This window comes from Streptomyces sp. NPDC059909, assembly GCF_042730885.1.
GTDB lineage: Bacteria > Actinomycetota > Actinomycetes > Streptomycetales > Streptomycetaceae > Streptomyces.
The window spans coordinates 1-15,478 of sequence record NZ_JBHWKX010000112.1 but is presented as its reverse complement, the minus strand read 5'-3'; the positions used below and the strand labels follow the sequence as shown (position 1 = coordinate 15,478).

Annotated in this window: 13 protein-coding genes; 9 read left to right on the top strand and 4 right to left on the bottom strand. The window is 69.4% G+C overall.

The features are described 5' to 3' along the window. The 5 genes from ACFV9O_RS36995 to ACFV9O_RS36975 form a co-directional block, all read left to right on the top strand. Window positions 1-965 (top strand): RNA-guided endonuclease InsQ/TnpB family protein (locus ACFV9O_RS36995; protein ID WP_385426510.1); only part of this gene is annotated, 965 nt, incomplete at its 5' end. 135 nt (window positions 966-1,100) lie between these two features. Continuing rightward, window positions 1,101-4,103, top strand: a complete 3,003-nt coding sequence (locus tag ACFV9O_RS36990) for a DEAD/DEAH box helicase (RefSeq protein ID WP_385426507.1) — start codon at window positions 1,101-1,103, stop codon at window positions 4,101-4,103. A 269-nt stretch (window positions 4,104-4,372) separates the two neighbouring features. After that, window positions 4,373-5,437 (top strand): SWIM zinc finger family protein, encoded by a 1,065-nt coding sequence (locus ACFV9O_RS36985; protein ID WP_385426513.1) that lies wholly within the window; start codon window positions 4,373-4,375, stop codon window positions 5,435-5,437. Between the two features lie 358 nt (window positions 5,438-5,795). After that, a complete protein-coding gene (locus tag ACFV9O_RS36980) occupies window positions 5,796-8,345 on the top strand; it encodes a Helicase associated domain protein (RefSeq protein WP_385426504.1) in 2,550 nt (849 codons plus the stop codon). A 28-nt stretch (window positions 8,346-8,373) separates the two neighbouring features. After that, a complete protein-coding gene (locus ACFV9O_RS36975; protein ID WP_385426501.1) occupies window positions 8,374-8,700 on the top strand; it encodes a transposase in 327 nt (108 codons plus the stop codon). Between the two features lie 865 nt (window positions 8,701-9,565). Here ACFV9O_RS36975 and ACFV9O_RS36970 read toward each other — a convergent pair. The 4 genes from ACFV9O_RS36970 to ACFV9O_RS36955 are packed head-to-tail and all read right to left on the bottom strand — an operon-like array spanning window position 9,566 to window position 12,373. Then, a complete protein-coding gene (locus tag ACFV9O_RS36970; RefSeq protein ID WP_385426498.1) occupies window positions 9,566-9,862 on the bottom strand; it encodes a DUF6087 family protein in 297 nt (98 codons plus the stop codon). Between the two features lie 5 nt (window positions 9,863-9,867). After that, window positions 9,868-10,803, bottom strand: coding sequence for a hydroxymethylbilane synthase (hemC, locus tag ACFV9O_RS36965; protein ID WP_385426495.1), 936 nt, complete (start codon window positions 10,801-10,803; stop codon window positions 9,868-9,870). Between the two features lie 18 nt (window positions 10,804-10,821). Continuing rightward, entirely contained in the window at window positions 10,822-11,397 is a 576-nt protein-coding gene (locus ACFV9O_RS36960; RefSeq protein ID WP_385426492.1) for an O-methyltransferase, read from the bottom strand. Beyond that, a complete protein-coding gene (locus ACFV9O_RS36955) occupies window positions 11,390-12,373 on the bottom strand; it encodes a hypothetical protein (RefSeq protein ID WP_385426490.1) in 984 nt (327 codons plus the stop codon). The genes ACFV9O_RS36960 and ACFV9O_RS36955 overlap by 8 nt, the downstream gene beginning before the upstream one ends. A 152-nt stretch (window positions 12,374-12,525) precedes the next feature. Between ACFV9O_RS36955 and ACFV9O_RS36950 the strand changes: the two genes are divergently transcribed. The 4 genes from ACFV9O_RS36950 (at window position 12,526) to ACFV9O_RS36935 (ending at window position 15,348) form a co-directional block, all read left to right on the top strand. Further along, complete coding sequence (locus ACFV9O_RS36950; protein WP_385426488.1) at window positions 12,526-12,822, top strand: DUF1778 domain-containing protein; 297 nt, start codon at window positions 12,526-12,528, stop codon at window positions 12,820-12,822. Further along, window positions 12,819-13,205 carry a fic family toxin-antitoxin system, toxin component gene (locus ACFV9O_RS36945; protein ID WP_385426485.1) on the top strand — a complete coding sequence of 129 codons (387 nt, stop codon included), beginning with the start codon at window positions 12,819-12,821 and terminating at the stop codon, window positions 13,203-13,205. Before ACFV9O_RS36950 ends, ACFV9O_RS36945 begins: the two co-directional genes overlap by 4 nt. 1,055 nt (window positions 13,206-14,260) lie before the next feature. Further along, entirely contained in the window at window positions 14,261-14,479 is a 219-nt protein-coding gene (locus ACFV9O_RS36940; protein ID WP_385426482.1) for a hypothetical protein, read from the top strand. Next, complete coding sequence (locus tag ACFV9O_RS36935) at window positions 14,476-15,348, top strand: hypothetical protein (protein ID WP_385426479.1); 873 nt, start codon at window positions 14,476-14,478, stop codon at window positions 15,346-15,348. Before ACFV9O_RS36940 ends, ACFV9O_RS36935 begins: the two co-directional genes overlap by 4 nt. Window positions 15,349-15,478 lie beyond the last annotated feature (130 nt).

The window sequence follows — 15,478 nt, the reverse complement described above, 5'->3', positions numbered from 1 at the left end:
TGGACACCGCCTACCGGAACTTCTTCGACGGCCTCAAGGGAAAACACCCGCGCATGGGCGCACCCCGCTTCAAATCCCGCAAGGACAACCGACAGACCGTACGGTTCACCGCCAACGCCCGCTGGAAGATCACACCCGGCGGGGACCTGTCGCTCCCGAAGATCGGAGACGTGCGGGTCAAGTGGTCCCGCGCTCTGCCGTCCGTTCCGTCTACGGTAACCGTGATCAAGGACGCGGCCGGTAGATACTTCGCGAGCTTCATCGTGGAGACCGAGCCCGAGGCGCTGCCCGAGAAGGAACAGGTCGTCGGCATCGACCTGGGCTTGGGGCACTTCGCCGTCCTCTCCGATGGCACGAAGATCGACGCCCCGCGCTTTCTGCGTCGGGCCGAGAAGAAGCTCAAGCGTGAACAGAAGCGCCTCAGCCGGAAGGCGAAGGGCAGTAACAACAGGACCAAGGCCCGCATCAAGGTCGCCCGCGCTCACGCGCAGGTGGCCGACGCGCGACGGGAGTTCCACCACCAGCTCTCCACACGGATCATTCGCGATAACCAAGCGATTGCCGTTGAGGACCTGGCGGTAAAGGGGCTCGCCCGTACGCGCCTGGCCAAGTCCGTGCACGACGCGGGCTGGTCAGCGTTCGTCGCGATGCTGGAGTACAAGGCCGCAATGTACGGGCGGCGGTTCTTCCGCATCGGACGCTTCGAGCCGACCTCTCAGGTCTGCTCGGCCTGCGGCGTCAAGGACGGCCCCAAGCCCCTGCACATCCGAGAGTGGACGTGCGGTGCTTGCGGGGCCGTCCTCGACCGGGACATCAACGCGGCAGTCAACGTCGCCAAGGCCGCCGGACTGGCGGTGTCGGCCTGTGGAGCGCAGGTAAGACCGGTACTCCTACCGGCGCAGCGCAATGAAGCAGGAACCCACCGAGACGGTCATCCGACCGTGGTAGGAATCCCCGCCCTTTAGGGCGGGGAGCGGAAGTCAAGAGCGCCTGTCACGGGCCGATAGCATTTGGCCGTACAGCTTGTGGATGCGTGATGACAAGGCGTGACGGTGTCACTTCAGCGCATACCCGCACCCCGGCTCGAAGGGCATCCGATCATGGCGCGTATTCTCCAGGTCGTCGAAGTGGACGAGCCTGCCGGGCAGAGGAAGCCGGGAGCGGTTGCGCTGGCTGCCTCAGCCGTGCTCAGTGCATGCGAGGCCGTCTTCCTGCCTGGAGATCCGGCCCGGGAGGGCCGTGTGGCGTTTTGGCGGGCGGACGGCGGCGAGCTGCCCGACTGCGATGTGGAGCCAAAGGAGCTCACTGTCGTGCGGGCGCACGGGAGCGGGGTCCGGCGGCGGAGCGTGGCCGCGGTGCTGCTGCCGGTCGCGCAGGCGGTGCCCGTACTCATCCGCGCTCGCGCCATGGTGCAGAGCGGCAACGCCTCCGCCTCCATCTCCGCCGCGTGGTGGGGAGCAGGAGCCCTCATCGCGCTTCAACTCGCCGCGCGGGGGCGTCTGCTGCCGGGGCTGAGCCTCGCCGGGTTCGACGCCTGGCGGCTCGGTCCGCTGGACGGCGACGACGTGCGCCGGATCCGCGACCTCGCGGCGGCGATGCCGCCGGAGGCGCGCGCGGTCCCGCTACCGGGCTCGTCGCCTGTAGCGCTGCCCGCCGCCGAGCCGCTGCTGCGCGCCTTTTTGGACGCGGTCGCGGACGGCCTGCCGCGCTCCCCGGCGGCGCGCCACCTGACCGCCGGTCCGGCCTTCGCCGCTCGGATGCCGGTACCCATCCCCGAGCAGCGGGAGTGGGCGGCCGAGGTGGCCGCCGGGATGGACGCGGGTGTGCGTGTCTCCCTGCGTCTGGAGGAAGACAGCGACGCGTGGGGCGGCAGCTGGGACGGCGAAGACTACGGCGGCGGGCCTGAGTTCCGGGCCGTGGTGCAGCTGCACAGCCTCGCCGACCCCACACTGGTGGTCGATGCGGCCGAGCTGTGGGCCGGGGATGCAGCCGCCCCGGAGCAGTTCGGCTCCCGTACCCGTATCGACGCGCTGCTGGCGCTGCGCCGCGGCGCGAAGGCATGGCCGCCGCTGTCGCGCCTGCTCTCCGCCGCCGCGCCCGATGTGCTGCAGCTCGCGGACGACGAGCTGCTGGACCTGCTCGGCGAGGCCGCGGAGCGGCTGGCCGCCGCCGGAATCCAGGTCCACCTGCCCAAGGGCCTGGCGAAGGAGCTGACCGCGACCGGCCTGCTGGAACCGTCCCGGCGCAAGAAGACGCAGTCGGACCTGGAGACCTTCCTCTCCTCCGGTCAGCTCCTTGAATTCCGCTGGCAGTTGGCGTTGGGCGGCCAGCCGCTGACCGAGGAGGAGATGGACCGCCTGGTCGAGGCGCACCGCCCGGTGGTGCGGCTGCGCGACCAGTGGGTGGTGGTCGACCAGGCGCTGGTTGGCAAGGTCCGCAAGCAGCGCGGCCGCACGCTCACCGCGGTCGACGCCCTGGGCGCGGCGCTGAGCGGCGAGGTAGAGATCGACGGCAAGTCCGTACCGGTCACCGCGGGCGGCGCCCTGGAGCAGTTGCGCGCGCGGATCGCCGAGCCGGAGGCGGGCCCGGACGCCGCATCGGCCACCACCTGCCAGCCCGCCATGCTCGCAGCTACCCTGCGCGACTACCAGCTTCGGGGCCTGGCCTGGCTGGACCGGATGACCTCCCTCGGCCTGGGCTGCTGTCTCGCCGACGACATGGGCCTCGGCAAGACGATCACCTTGATCTCCCTCCACCTGCGCCGTCATGAGCGATCGGCCCACGGCCCCACCCTGGTGGTCTGTCCGACGTCCCTGCTCGGCAACTGGGAGCGCGAGGTGCAGCGCTTCGCACCCGGCATCGCCGTACGCCGCTTCCACGGCCCGGGCCGCACCCTGGACGACCTCGCGCCGAACGGCTTCGTCCTCACCACGTACGGCACACTGCGTCGTGACGCCCAGCGCCTGGCCGAGACCGCGGTGCCGTGGGGCCTGCTGGTCGCGGACGAGGCGCAGCACGTCAAGAACCCGTACTCGGACACCGCGCGGGCGCTGCGCACCGTTCCCGCTGCCGGGCGCATCGCTCTGACCGGCACCCCGGTTGAGAACAACCTCTCCGAGCTGTGGGCCCTGCTGGACTGGACGACACCCGGCCTGCTCGGCACGCTCACCGCCTTCCGCGACCGCTACGCCCGCGCGGTCGAGGCTGACGGCGACCGGGAGACCGCGAACCGTCTCGCCCTCCTGGTCCGCCCCTTCCTCCTGCGCCGCCGCAAGTCCGACCCCGGCATCGCCCCCGAGCTGCCGTCCAAGACCGAGACCGACCAGCCCGTCTCGTTGACGAAGGAGCAGGCGTCGCTGTACGAGGCGTTGGTGCGCGAGTCGCTGGCGGCGATCGGCGAGGCGGGCGGGATGGCCCGGCGCGGCCTGGTGATGAAGCTGCTCACCGGCCTCAAGCAGGTCTGCAACCACCCGGCGCAGTACCTGAAGGAGAAGAACGCGAAGCTCGCCGGCCGCTCCGGCAAACTGGAGCTGCTCGACGAGCTGCTGGACACGATCGTGGCTGAGGACGGCTCGGTGCTCGTCTTCACCCAGTACGTCGAGATGGGCCGGCTGCTGGAGCGGCATCTCGCCGCTCGCGGCACCGCGGCGCAGTTCCTGCACGGCGGGACGCCGGTGAAGCAGCGCGAGGAGATGGTCGACCGCTTCCAGCGCGGCGAGCGGCAGGTCTTCCTGCTCTCCCTCAAGGCCGCTGGCACCGGCCTCAACCTGACCCGCGCGGGCCACGTCATCCATTTCGATCGCTGGTGGAACCCGGCGGTCGAAGACCAGGCCACCGACCGTGCCTACCGCATCGGCCAGACCCAGCCGGTGCAGGTGCACCGGCTGATTGCGGAGGGTACGGTCGAGGATCGGATCGCGGAGATGCTCAAGCAGAAGAAGGGGCTCGCGGACGCCGTGCTGAGCCATGGCGAGGCGGCACTGACGGAACTCTCCGACGCCGAGCTGGCCGAACTGGTGACGATGCGCCACAACACCGCACCCTGGAGCACAGCCCGTCAGGGCACCACGCGCCAGAGCACCACAAGGGGAGGCCGCAAGTGAGCCCGCGCCCGACGAAGCCCAAGCAGCGGGCCCAGGATCAGCTCGCCCGCACGTTCCCTCCCTTCCCTCCGGCTCCCGGCCGCCGGAGCAGTTTCGCCTCAACCTGGTGGGGCGAGGCGTGGGTGTCGGCGCTGGAGGAGTGCTCACTCGATTCCGGCCGCCTCACCCGCGGTCGCACCTACGCGCGGCGCGGATCCGTGGGCGAGATGACGGTGGTCCCGGGCCGGATCAGCGCCCCGGTGCAGGGCAGCAGACCGCGGCCCTACCGTGTGTCATTGGCGATCCCCGCCCTCAACGACGCGGAATGGGACCGGCTCCTCGACGCAGTGGCGGCGCGCGCCGGGCACATCGCCGCACTGCTGGACCGCGACATGCCCACCGAGCTGGTGCAGGACGCGCTGGCGGCGGGCGTACGGCTGCTACCGACCGCGAACGACCTGGAGCCATCCTGCTCCTGCCCCGACTGGGGCTACCCGTGCAAGCACGGCGCCGCGCTGTGCTACCAGGTCGCACGCCTGCTGGACGAGGACCCCTTCGTGCTGCTGCTGATGCGCGGCCGCGGCGAACAGCAACTGCTGGACGAGCTCGCCCGCCGCAACGCCGCCCGTGCGGCATCGGAGGCGGCGGCCTCGGCGTCAGCGTCGGTTCCCTCCCCGCGCTCTCCCGCCGCACCGACAGGTACACCGGCCCGGGAGGCCTTCGCGGCGCGGACCGACCTGCCACCGCTGCCTGAGCCGCCGCCCCTGCCCGAACGCGCCGGGCGCCCGCCCGTCTTCGCAACGTCCCGGCCCGCCGAACCGGGCATCGAGCCGGAGGCGCTTCAGACCCTGGCCGCCGACGCGGCCGAGCGTGCCCGTCGCCGACTCGCCGCCGCGCTGGCGGACGACGCACCACTGACTCCGTCTGACCTGACGGAGTGGCAGGATGCTGTGCGCATCGCCGCCGAGCACCCGCAGACAGAGGTTTTCGCCCGGATCGCCGAGAGCACCGGTCGCCCGCTGACCGAGCTCGCCCAGGCGGTACGGGCCTGGCGCCACGGCGGCACGGCCGCACTCGCGGTCCTGGAGGATTCCTGGACCCCGGACCCGTCCGTACTTGCCCGCGCCCGAGCTTTGCTCGCCGAGGACTGGGCGGACGGACGGCCTCCTCACCTGCGCACGTGGCGCAACCGCTGGACCGTCGTCGGCCGCGACCGCCAACTGCGCTACGGCCGCGACGGCCGCTGGTATCCATACGGGAAGGAGGACGGCGCCTGGTGGCCCATCGGTCAACCCGACCCCGACCCCGCCACGGCCCTCGCAGCGCTGCTCCTCCTCCAAGATCGCCGCTCGTGACCCATAACGCCACCTCGAGGGGCAGCAGGGACATGCGGGACGTCACATCGTCACATGGCTGCAGCAACTGAGGTGAGGACCGCCAGTCTCATTCGACCTGGGCACGAAGTCACAAGACCCGCCCGATTCGTCACAAGTCCAGGCTCGCTCTCGGCGCGCCCTCACTTGAGAGAGAACCCGCCGAGTCGTACGGCACTGCTCTCACCCAGCCGGACAACCCGGTCAAGGGCGGCGCCCTCCGCATCGAGGTCGCTTCCGGTAACAAGCTGAGCCTTCGCCGTGCGCAGTTCAGAACCAATAATCCACAGCGCACGGGCGGTAGGACAGACAGCGACCTTCGAGGAAAAGGGATGCCTCGGTGGAAAAGAGAATACTTCGCCCGCATCAGAGAGAGGCCGTGGATGCGGTTGTCCGCGCTCTCGAGTCGCCTGCACGATCACTTGTGCCCGAGCGTGGGCTCCGGACTCAGGTGATCATGGCGACCGGATCCGGGAAGAGCCTCGTCGCCGTGCGCAGCGCGGAGGAGCTCCACGCGGGCCGTGTGCTGGTCCTTGTGCCCTCGCTGGATCTTCTGGCCCAAACCGAGGCTGCGTGGCGTGAGGGCGGCCGTACGGGTCCGATGATCGGGGTCTCCTCCCTACGGGGTGAGGACGTGCCATTCCCGAACACCACGGGCGTGGGCGAGCTCGTGGAGTGGGTGCGGCCGTTCGACAAGGTGACCGTGTTCGCCACCTACGCCTCCCTCGGGCTGGGCACGCTGGAGCGCGCGCACGCCGCCAGCCTTCCGGGCTGGGACCTGATCGTGGTGGATGAGGCGCACCGGACGTCGGGCCGGATCGGCAAGCCCTGGGCGGTCGTCCACGACAACCAGCGGATTCCGTCGCTGCGGCGCTTGTACATGACGGCCACGCCGCGGCTGTGGCAACTCGGGGACGAAGAAGGCCAGGAGCAGCAGGGCCGGGGGGCGCCGGGTGAGCTGGTGGCGAGCATGGACGACTCCCCCGACTCGCCCTTCGGCAGCAGGTGCTTCACCTTGACGCTCTCGGAAGCCATCGACCGGGGAATCTGTGCCCCCTACCAAGTCGTGTGCGTGGACATCACCGACACCCAGCTCCAGGCCGCGCAACTACTCGGCGCCGAAGGCCGCTCCGAGCAGATCCGCGGGGCGCGGCTCGCCGCCCTGCAGACCGCCCTGGTGAAAGCGTCCGCCGAGGAGAACTTTCAAAGAACACTCGTCTTCCACCACGTCGTGAAGGAAGCCGAAGCGTTCGCGGCCGACCTCCCGAACGTCGCTCAGCGGCTGCACGCGAGCGATCCCGAGCTCTATCCGCGCACCATCTGGGCCGACTGGCTGTGCGGAGAGCACAAGCCCCTCCACCGCCAGCGGGTCCTCGCCGAGTTCGCCGACGGCATCGCCACCGACGGCACCGTCGTGGAGAAGGGCTTCCTGGGCTCAGTGAAGGTACTTGGGGAGGGGGTCGATACCTACCGATGCGATTCCGTGTACTTCGCTGACGTACGCGGCTCCATGCCCGACCTCGTCCAAGCCGTCGGCCGAGCACTACGGATCCATCCCGGCGAAGGCAAGACCGCGTCGCTCGTGGTGCCTGTCCTGCTCGGGCCCGGCGAGACGCCCGACAACATGCTCACCAGCAGAGCGTTCGCCGGGTTGGCCAAGCTTTTGCAAGCGCTCCGAGCGCACGATGCCCGCATCGTGGAACAACTGGCCGAGCCACAGGCCCGAAGCCGCTCCAAGGGCGTACAGACACGTTCCGGAGGCGAGGAGAGCAAGGAAGGCGAGGGCGTAGAAGAGCAGCGTGGGCTGTCGGCGCCGGCCCGGGCACTGCTGAAGTTCTCCACGCCCCGCGACCCAGCGCAGCTTGCGGCATTCATCAACCTCCGCGTCCTCAACCCCGAACACCAGCACTGGCGACGCGGCATCGAAGCCGCCACTCTCTACACCCGCGCACACGGCAACCTGCGCGTGCCGTTCACCTACCGCGTCCCCGAGCATGACGAGGCGCAGGAGGCCGGGTGGCCGGCCTCGCTCGCCGGATTTCCCTTGGGGCAGTGGACCGCCGACGCCAGGCGCTTCTACGCCCGCGGAACGATGGACGCCGACCGCCTGGCTCAGCTTGAGAAGCTCGGCATGATCTGGTCCCACTACGACGTCGCATGGGAAGAAGGCCTCGCCGCGGCGCGCGGGTGGGCCGCCGAGACCGGGCACCTGTTGGCGCCGCTGGACGCCACGTTCCAGAAGTACCGGGTGGGGATCTTTCTGAAGAATGCGCGGGCGGCCGCCCGGCGGGTGCAGGAGACCGAGCAACGGCGAGCCGAGGGCCTCCCGGTCCAGTCGTCGGCAGGGACGCTGTCGGAAGAGCGACGTGAGGAGCTTGACGAGATCGATCCGTCCTGGTGCCCGGCCTGGCCCGTGGAGTGGCAACGCTGCTTCCACCTGACCCGGCTGCACCTCGAGGCCGGCGGGCAACTGCCCACCACGCCGGGCGAGATGCTGGTGCAGTCCGAAGATCTGGGACGCTGGGTCCGAGCGCAGCGCCTCGGCTGGGACAAGCTCACAGGCGTGCAGCAATGGATGCTGGAGCACATCCTCGGCATCCAACCCGCCACCGAGGACGAGAAACCACGCCCACGCACCAGTCAGGCCAACAAATGGGCCATGCACCTCACCGCAGCCCGCCAGTACTACGAACGCGAAGGACACCTGAAAGTCCCCCGCAAGCATGTGGAGACCATCACCATCAGCGGCAGGAACAACGACAGTGACGGCGAGGACCAGGAGCAACGGGAGCTGCGACTGGGCGCATGGGTAAGCAACCAGCGCACCCGCGCCGCGACGCTCACCCCCGAACGCATCAACCAGCTGTCTGAACCGTTCCGGGTTCGGTAGGGACTCGATCGTTTGAGAGGATCGAGTCATGGCACGTCTTTCCCCTTACCCCCTTGAGCTGCGCAAGCGCGCGGTCCGCATGGTCGCCGAGGTGCGGCCCGAGTACGACACCGAGTGGTCCGCGATGAAGGCGGTCGCCGCCAAGCTGGGGATCGGGACGACCGAGACATTGCGCAAGTGGGTCCGCCAGGACCAGATCGACAACGGGGCCCGGCCTGGCGTCACGACCGATGAGTCTGCCCAGGTCAAAGCGTTGAAGAAGGAAGTCGCCGAGCTCAGGCGGGCGAATGAGATCCTCAAGGCCGCTTCGGCTTTCTTCGCGGCCGAGCTCGACCGGCCACATCTGCGCTCGTGACCTTCGTCGACGAGAACCGGGACCGCTTCGGCGGCGTCGAGCCGATCTGGTCGATGGTGCTGGTGGTCGGCGTGAGAATGGCATGGCCCTTCGTCACTCATGCCAGCAACGAGTGAGCACCGCCCATCAGTGTCAACGACCAGATCGCTGCGCCTGCGCCACTGACGCTCAGACGACGACGTTCAACTGACACTCTCCCGCAGACCATCACAGGTGGTGTCGGTCAGCACGGCCACAAGTCCGGCCAGGCGCGGGCCGGTGCTGGGGAGGTGAGACGTCGACGGCGCCGCGTTCCCCGACCTGCGCGCCCGGCTCGAGGCTCAAATCCGTCCGGAATGTCACGGGGCTTTCGCGTCGTCCTAGTCGTGGATCCCAGCGGTGTCGGAGCTGGGGTGCTCGGGCGTCGCTGCAGATTGTCTTGATTCTTATGCCCGGTTCTGGGTGTTCGGGCGGGCGGTGAAGGGGGAAAGCGCCGGTCGTTGCCGCAGTGGCGGGTCACAGGGCGCGGCGGGGCGGTTTGGCGCGATAGTTTCGATTCTCGAAAATGGTTCTGTCTCTGTATGGAAAACGGTGACTGGGCGACCCCAAGAAGCGGCTCTGACCAGGCATGACGCTTGCCGTGTTCGTTTCTGGCAGGGCATGGTGTCCGCCGCGAGGAATTCCGTCGAGCGGAAAGGGACACCTGATATGTCGGACGCCATCATCGCGTCGATCATTACGGCCTTGGGGGCCATTGTGGCTGCCTGCATAACTCTGTTCAGAGGCAGGTCTGGCGGTGGTGAGGCTGAGGGCGGCGAGAGCTGAGGGCGCGGGTTCGGCGCTGCGTCCGGTGGGGAAGGTCTGGGCCCGGTATCGGGGCCGGGGCTCAGGCTTGCGGTCTGTGGTCTGTGTGCGGTTCGGTCCCGTGCGCCCAGCGTTGTGCGGTCGTGAGGTCGGCGGTGGTGCCGACGGGGACGTAGGTGAACCCGTCCCACTCCTCCAGCACGCGCGGGGTGCCGGGCAGGACATGGCCGCCACCACCATGCAGGGGCTGGTGCCGACGGGGCTGATCCAGAGGCGGCCTGCGCCTGCACTCGTACGCGGTGAGCGGGTCGTCCTGGTCGAGGGCCGGGACAGCGCGGGATGGCTGGTCCGGCGGGCCGGGCCGGGCGTGCTTGCCCATGGTGGTCAGTGGGCGATGCCGTCGATGAGGTCGCGGGCGCCCTGGCGCAGGAGGGCGACGGCGACGGAGGTGCCGAGGGTGGCGGGGTCGAGACGTCCGGCCCACTCGTGCGCGTTGAGGACGGTCTTGCCGTCAGGCGTGAACACGGAGGCGCGCAGGGAGAGTTCGCCACTGCGCTCGGCCTTGGCGTAGCCGGCGATGGGGCTGTTGCAGTGCCCTTGCAGGACGTGGAGGAACATGCGCTCGGCGGTGGCTTCGCGGTGGGTGTCGGGGTGGCCGAGGTCGCTGACGGCGTCAATCACCGTGGTGTCGTCCTCGCGGCACTGCAGAGCCAGGATCCCGGCGCCGATCGGCGGCATCATCTGCTCCGTCGACAGCACTTCGGTGATCACGTCCGTGCGGCCGATCCGCTCCAGGCCGGAGGCCGCCAGGAGCAGCGCGTCGGCCTCGCCCTTGCTGAGCTTGTCCAGGCGGCGGTTGGCGTTCCCGCGGAACGGCACGCAGTCCAGGTGCGGGTGTGAGGCGGCGAGCTGGGCGATGCGGCGGACCGAGGAGGTGCCGATCCGGGTGCCGGGCGGCAGCTCGTCGAGGGTGAGGCCGCCGGGGTGGATGAGGGCGTCGCGGATGTCGTCGCGCTTGAGGAACGCGGCGAAGGTGGTACCAGCCGGCAGGGGGCGGTCGGCGGGGACGTCTTTGACGCAGTGCACCGCCAGGTCCGCCTCGCCGGCGAGGAGGGCGGCGTCGACTTCCTTGGTGAACGCGCCCTTGCCTTCGACCTGGGACAGGTCGCCCATCCACTTGTCACCCGTCGTCTTCACTGGCACCACGCTGGTCCGGGTGTGGGGGTGGAGCGCGGCCAGTTCGGCGCGGACGCGCTCCACCTGGGCCAGGGCCATGGGCGAGTCGCGGGAGACGATGCGGATCAGCTCAGGGGCGGACATGCCGCCCACCATAGACCCTCAGACTCGGGCCCCGATGAGCAGCCCGGATGCCCATCTCGCCGGTGTGTAAAGCAGGTTGGGGTGGTCGGGCAGATGTGCGAGGAAGGCGTCGACGCGGGGTTGGTGGTCGTCGGGCCAGGTCGACTGTGGGAGGAGGTCGTCGACGATGTAGAGGCCGCCGGGTTCGAGCAGGGCGAGCAGGGCGGCGAGGCGGTGGAACTTCCCCGGCCGGCAGTCCACGTACGCGAGGGAGATGGGCGGGCCGGTGTAGGCGGTGATCCAGGCGTCGGCGTCCGTGGTGGTGAACGTGGCGCGGCTGTCGTGGCCGAGGTGCTTGGCGGCGATCGCTTGCACTGCTGGGTCGGCTTCGACGCTCGTGAGGGAGGCGTCTTCGGTCATGCCGTGGAGGAGCCAGGCTGCACCAGCGCCGACGCCGGTTCCGAGCTCCAGGATCCGGCCGCCGGGCTTGGAGGCGGCGAGGGTGGCCAGCAGGGAGCCGGTGCGCTCCTCGCAGGACATGGCGAAGCCGAGTGCGGTGGCGTCGGTGAGGATGGCGTCGAGGGCGGCTGGGCGGGCGCGGGGTGTGTCATCCATGGTGCGCTCCGAGGTAGGCGGCGGCCTGTTCGGCGGCGAAGGTCAGGATGTGGTCGGCCCCGGCGCGCTTGAGCATGCCGAGGTACTCCACTGTGCCTTCGATGCCGAGGGCGGTGAGGGCGGGCCACTCCCCCGACGTCGAGTAGGCCACCAGCGGCACCTCCTGGTCGGCGCGCAGCCGCACCAGCACGTCGGCGGCGGTGAGGACGGGCTGGAGGGTGAGGGAGTCGGCGCCCTCGGCGATCCAGCGCCGGGCCTGGACAAGGGTGTCGCGCTGAGAGCGGCCGGGCTCCAGCTGGAGGCCCCGGCGGTGCCCGGCAGCCGGATCGGTCGCCATCAGCGCCTTGAACGGCGCGTAGAGGCTGGTGTGGATCGCGAGGTTCGGGTTCACGCCGACGTCGTGCAGGCCGTGGTCGTCCAGCGCGGTGCGGACGGCGTGGACGGAGCCGTCGAGCATCGCGGTTGGTGAGACGACGTCCGCGCCGGCCTCGGCGTGCTGGACGGCGATGCGGCCCATGTACTCGTGCGTGGCGTCCAGATCGATCCGGCCATCGGGAGCGCGGAGGATGCATTCGCCGGTCTCGGTCCAGGAGCAGCCGCAGGCCTCGGTCGTCAACGCCATGTCGGGTGTGGCACGGCGGGCGGCTGTGATCGCTCGGAGCATGAGGTTGCCCGCGGCCAGAGCGGCGGATCCGCGGGCATCACGATCATGCCCGAACGCGAAGAGCTTCACCCCGCGGATCCCCATCGCCGACCAGCGCGCGATGGTCGTCTCGACCCGGGCCAGCGCCACGGCGCCGGGCAGGGCGGGGATATCGCCGGTGTAGTCGTCGGGCAGGACGAGGAGCGGGGCGCCCAGGTCTGCTGGTGTGAGGCTGGGGCGGGCGTACAGGCCACGCACGGTGGGGCGGGCGCGGGAGGGGCTGACGCCTCCTGGGCGCGGGGCCGGTAACGGGAGGTCTGTGGGTGCGGTCATGCGCGCCATTACATACCGACATCATGTCGGCAAGTAAGGGCGCGGCGGCATGCCAGGAGCGCACCACCGCCGGCCTTGAATGCGGGCGCGGCCACGGTCGGGCTTCGGGTCTGCTCTGGGCCCCGTGTGGTACCGCTGGTACCGTTGGTGCCATGAAAGAGCAGAAGGCCATGAACCTGCGCTTCCCCGACCCCGAGCAGCGGGCCGCGATTGCCGCCGCCGCCCGGCAGGAAGGGGTGAGCATGCAGGAGTACATCCTGTCCGCCGCCTATGCCCGTGCGACCGCCGTCGAGGGCCGGTTCCTGGACGCCTTCCGCGCCTCGATGGCGCGCAGCGGTGCCGTGTTCGCCGCCGAGCCCAGCAGCATCGATGTCTCGGCGGAGCAGCGGGCCGCCGAGCAGCAGGCCCTCGCCGAGCTCGTGCAGCAGGAAGAGGGCCGGGCCGCGTGACCCAGCCCGAACCGCCGCATCCGCTCGACGTCACCTTCCTGCTGCACGCCGCCCAACTGCTCCCCGGGGACCCGCAGGTTGACGACCTCGGGCCGTTGTATGCCGCGGTGGCGCGGGTCAACGCCCGCGCGATGGAACGCGACATCTACGGCTCCCTGCACCTCAAGGCCGCAGCCCTGCTGCAGACCCTGGCGAAGCTCCCCTGTCTCGAGCACTCGGGCGAGGCCTTCGCCTGGCACTCCACCGAGGCCTACCTCGCCCTGAACGGCCGGAGCCTGGACTACCCGCCCAAGGCCGCGCTCGCCCTCGTCCGCGACGCCGCCTCCGGGGCCCTCGGCGTCCCCCGCATCGCCCGCCAGCTGCGCGACTGGACCACCGCCTGACCCGTCGGAGGGCCATCTTCGGGAGAGCGCCGGTCCTGCCCCGAGCACGACTGCCCGCCCGAGGGCGGATCGGTCTGCGGATACAGTCACGAAGGGGTGTCCGGAGCCAGTCGCAATGGCTCCGGCCGCGGCCCCGCTGTGCCACGTGGGCAATCCCCTCCCCGCCCGCCCGGGCGTCCTCCGCCATGTCCAACTCAGTGCGCTGGTCGGCCTCGCCGGGTTCGCCAGCGGGCAAGTCACGGGCGGGAGTCCTCCCACTCGGCGATGAAGTCGTCGACGAAGTCCAAGGTCTGAACGTACGCGGCGGAAGGCTGCGGGAGCGGCTCGCCGAGGCGGAACGCCCTGATGACCGGAACATGCTGACCTCGACACTCAGCCGTCTCGCCTCCGTGAACGCCGTCGGAGCGTGGACGTTCGAACTGGTCACCGACGAGGGTGGTGGCGGCATGCTCGCCAGGCCTCAACTGGAGTGCGGGCCCCGCCAGGGGATCTACTGCAATGACGTAGTACTGGAGCCGTTGCCGCGGACGGTCCATCTTGCCGATCGGGAAGTTGGGCTCACCTCTTCACCGTTGCCGATGCTCAACTCCTTCATAGGTTCAGGTGCCGGAGGCTACGGAGATCATTGCGCCGCTGCAGACTGCCTCACTGGACACGGGACTTGCCGCAATCGTCGGAGCAGCCGGGGCGCTCGGCGCCAGAGCCGTTACTGGACTGATGAGTTCTCGGACCGCCCGCCGGCAGCGGGCGAATCTTGGCGCCGTCGGCCGGGAGTCAGCGAAGAAGCACTGTTCCGCTGCCGCGACGAGCTTGCTCGGGCGTACGACCGTTTCGTTGCTGCGGCGCGGGCAGACCTCGGCGGCCGCTCACCGCAGGAGTGAGCCTCGTACAGGTAATCCCCTGCATCGCACGCCACCGCTGCCCTGGTGTCACTCCGGCGGCAGCAGACAGCAGGATTTCCGAAATCGCAGCTTCATCTGGATGAAGATGAAGATACTTAGACACAGCAGGCATTCAGTCTGCGTCCGCCGCGAAACCCAGGGGGAAGCATGCCCATGTCCGGGCACCAGCGCACGCGGGTGTGGCTTGCAGCATTAGCCGCGCTCGTCGCGATCGCCGGAACACTGGTCACGCTGTTCGCGACGGACACAATCGGCGGGGATCGTAACGAGTGCAGCAACCAGACTGTCTGCGGCCATGACAACAACACCAACTTCGGCAACGGCCCTGATCCGACGGCCACGCCAACTGCAAGCCCGGAGTCAGGAAGATGAGGTACATCGGCCGCCTCGCCGTCCTGACGATGTGTACCGGGTCGCTGCTGCTCGGGTGTTCCACCAACGAGTGCTCAGGCGGCTCTGTGTGTGGCGGGGGCAATAGTGTTGATCTTTCCGGGAAGCAGTCGCCGACCACGCCGACGACGCCACTCACCTACAGCGTCAGTGAGAGCGACCCGTGGGACGCATGCGAGGGCGGCCCGGGGAAGGTGTTCCTCAGAGCTCCGTCTCTGGACGATATCGCTGCCCATGTGAACAGCGGCGCTTCCCAGACCACCGCTGAGGTCGCCGCCTACAAGAAGCAGTTAGCCGAGTTCGACCGGGACCACAATGCCGTCACTGCCGACCGAACGACCATCACTCTGACACTCCAGGGCAAAACCTCACGCGCAGTTACCATCCAGGACATCACTGTGAATGTGGCGGATGTGAAGCCGACGCCCGCGACGAGCGTGCGGGTGCAGCGGGTCGGGGGCTGTGGCGACTCCAACGTCAGCTCGTTCCTCGTCAATCTCGACAAGAAGGTTCCGAGGCTCGAGTTCAAGGAGGGCCGGAACTCCACCGGACAGATGCGGGTGCGGGGCTTCCCCGTTCAGATCACCGAGAGCGACTCTGAGGTACTCACTCTCGTCGCATTCACGACCGCAGATGTCCATACCTTCAGCTTGGTCGTCCACTGGACGAGTGACGGCGATCCAGGGACCACAGAGGTGAAGGCTGACAGCGGTGCACTGTTCTCGGTGGCCTCGGGCAACGGTGGACGGCAGTACGACTACCAGCAGCAGGACGGCACCTTCACCCCGCAGCGGTACAAGATGGACCCGGAAGACCCGCTCGGTGATCCCCTGCCCATCGAGGCCCCGTAGCGGGTCCCGGGTGAGGCAGGCGCCAGCGGTCTTCTCTAGAAGATCACTGAAAATCTTGCGTGTGGGGCTGTCCGGCGGTGGGCCGGGCAGCCCCTTGCCTTATGCGTGTGCCGTTGCGAGCGTCCAGGTG

Excerpts from the sequence above, each read along its gene's own strand:
- ACFV9O_RS36990 (WP_385426507.1), top strand. The coding sequence starts at position 1,101 with ATGGCGCGTATTCTCCAGGTCGTCGAAGTGGACGAGCCTGCCGGGCAG.
- ACFV9O_RS36975 (WP_385426501.1), top strand. The coding sequence starts at position 8,374 with ATGGCACGTCTTTCCCCTTACCCCCTTGAGCTGCGCAAGCGCGCGGTC.
- ACFV9O_RS36970 (WP_385426498.1), bottom strand. The coding sequence starts at position 9,862 with ATGGGCAAGCACGCCCGGCCCGGCCCGCCGGACCAGCCATCCCGCGCT.
- hemC (WP_385426495.1), bottom strand. The coding sequence starts at position 10,803 with ATGTCCGCCCCTGAGCTGATCCGCATCGTCTCCCGCGACTCGCCCATG.
- ACFV9O_RS36960 (WP_385426492.1), bottom strand. The coding sequence starts at position 11,397 with ATGGATGACACACCCCGCGCCCGCCCAGCCGCCCTCGACGCCATCCTC.
- ACFV9O_RS36955 (WP_385426490.1), bottom strand. The coding sequence starts at position 12,373 with ATGACCGCACCCACAGACCTCCCGTTACCGGCCCCGCGCCCAGGAGGC.
- ACFV9O_RS36950 (WP_385426488.1), top strand. The coding sequence starts at position 12,526 with ATGAAAGAGCAGAAGGCCATGAACCTGCGCTTCCCCGACCCCGAGCAG.
- ACFV9O_RS36940 (WP_385426482.1), top strand. The coding sequence starts at position 14,261 with ATGTCCGGGCACCAGCGCACGCGGGTGTGGCTTGCAGCATTAGCCGCG.
- ACFV9O_RS36935 (WP_385426479.1), top strand. The coding sequence starts at position 14,476 with ATGAGGTACATCGGCCGCCTCGCCGTCCTGACGATGTGTACCGGGTCG.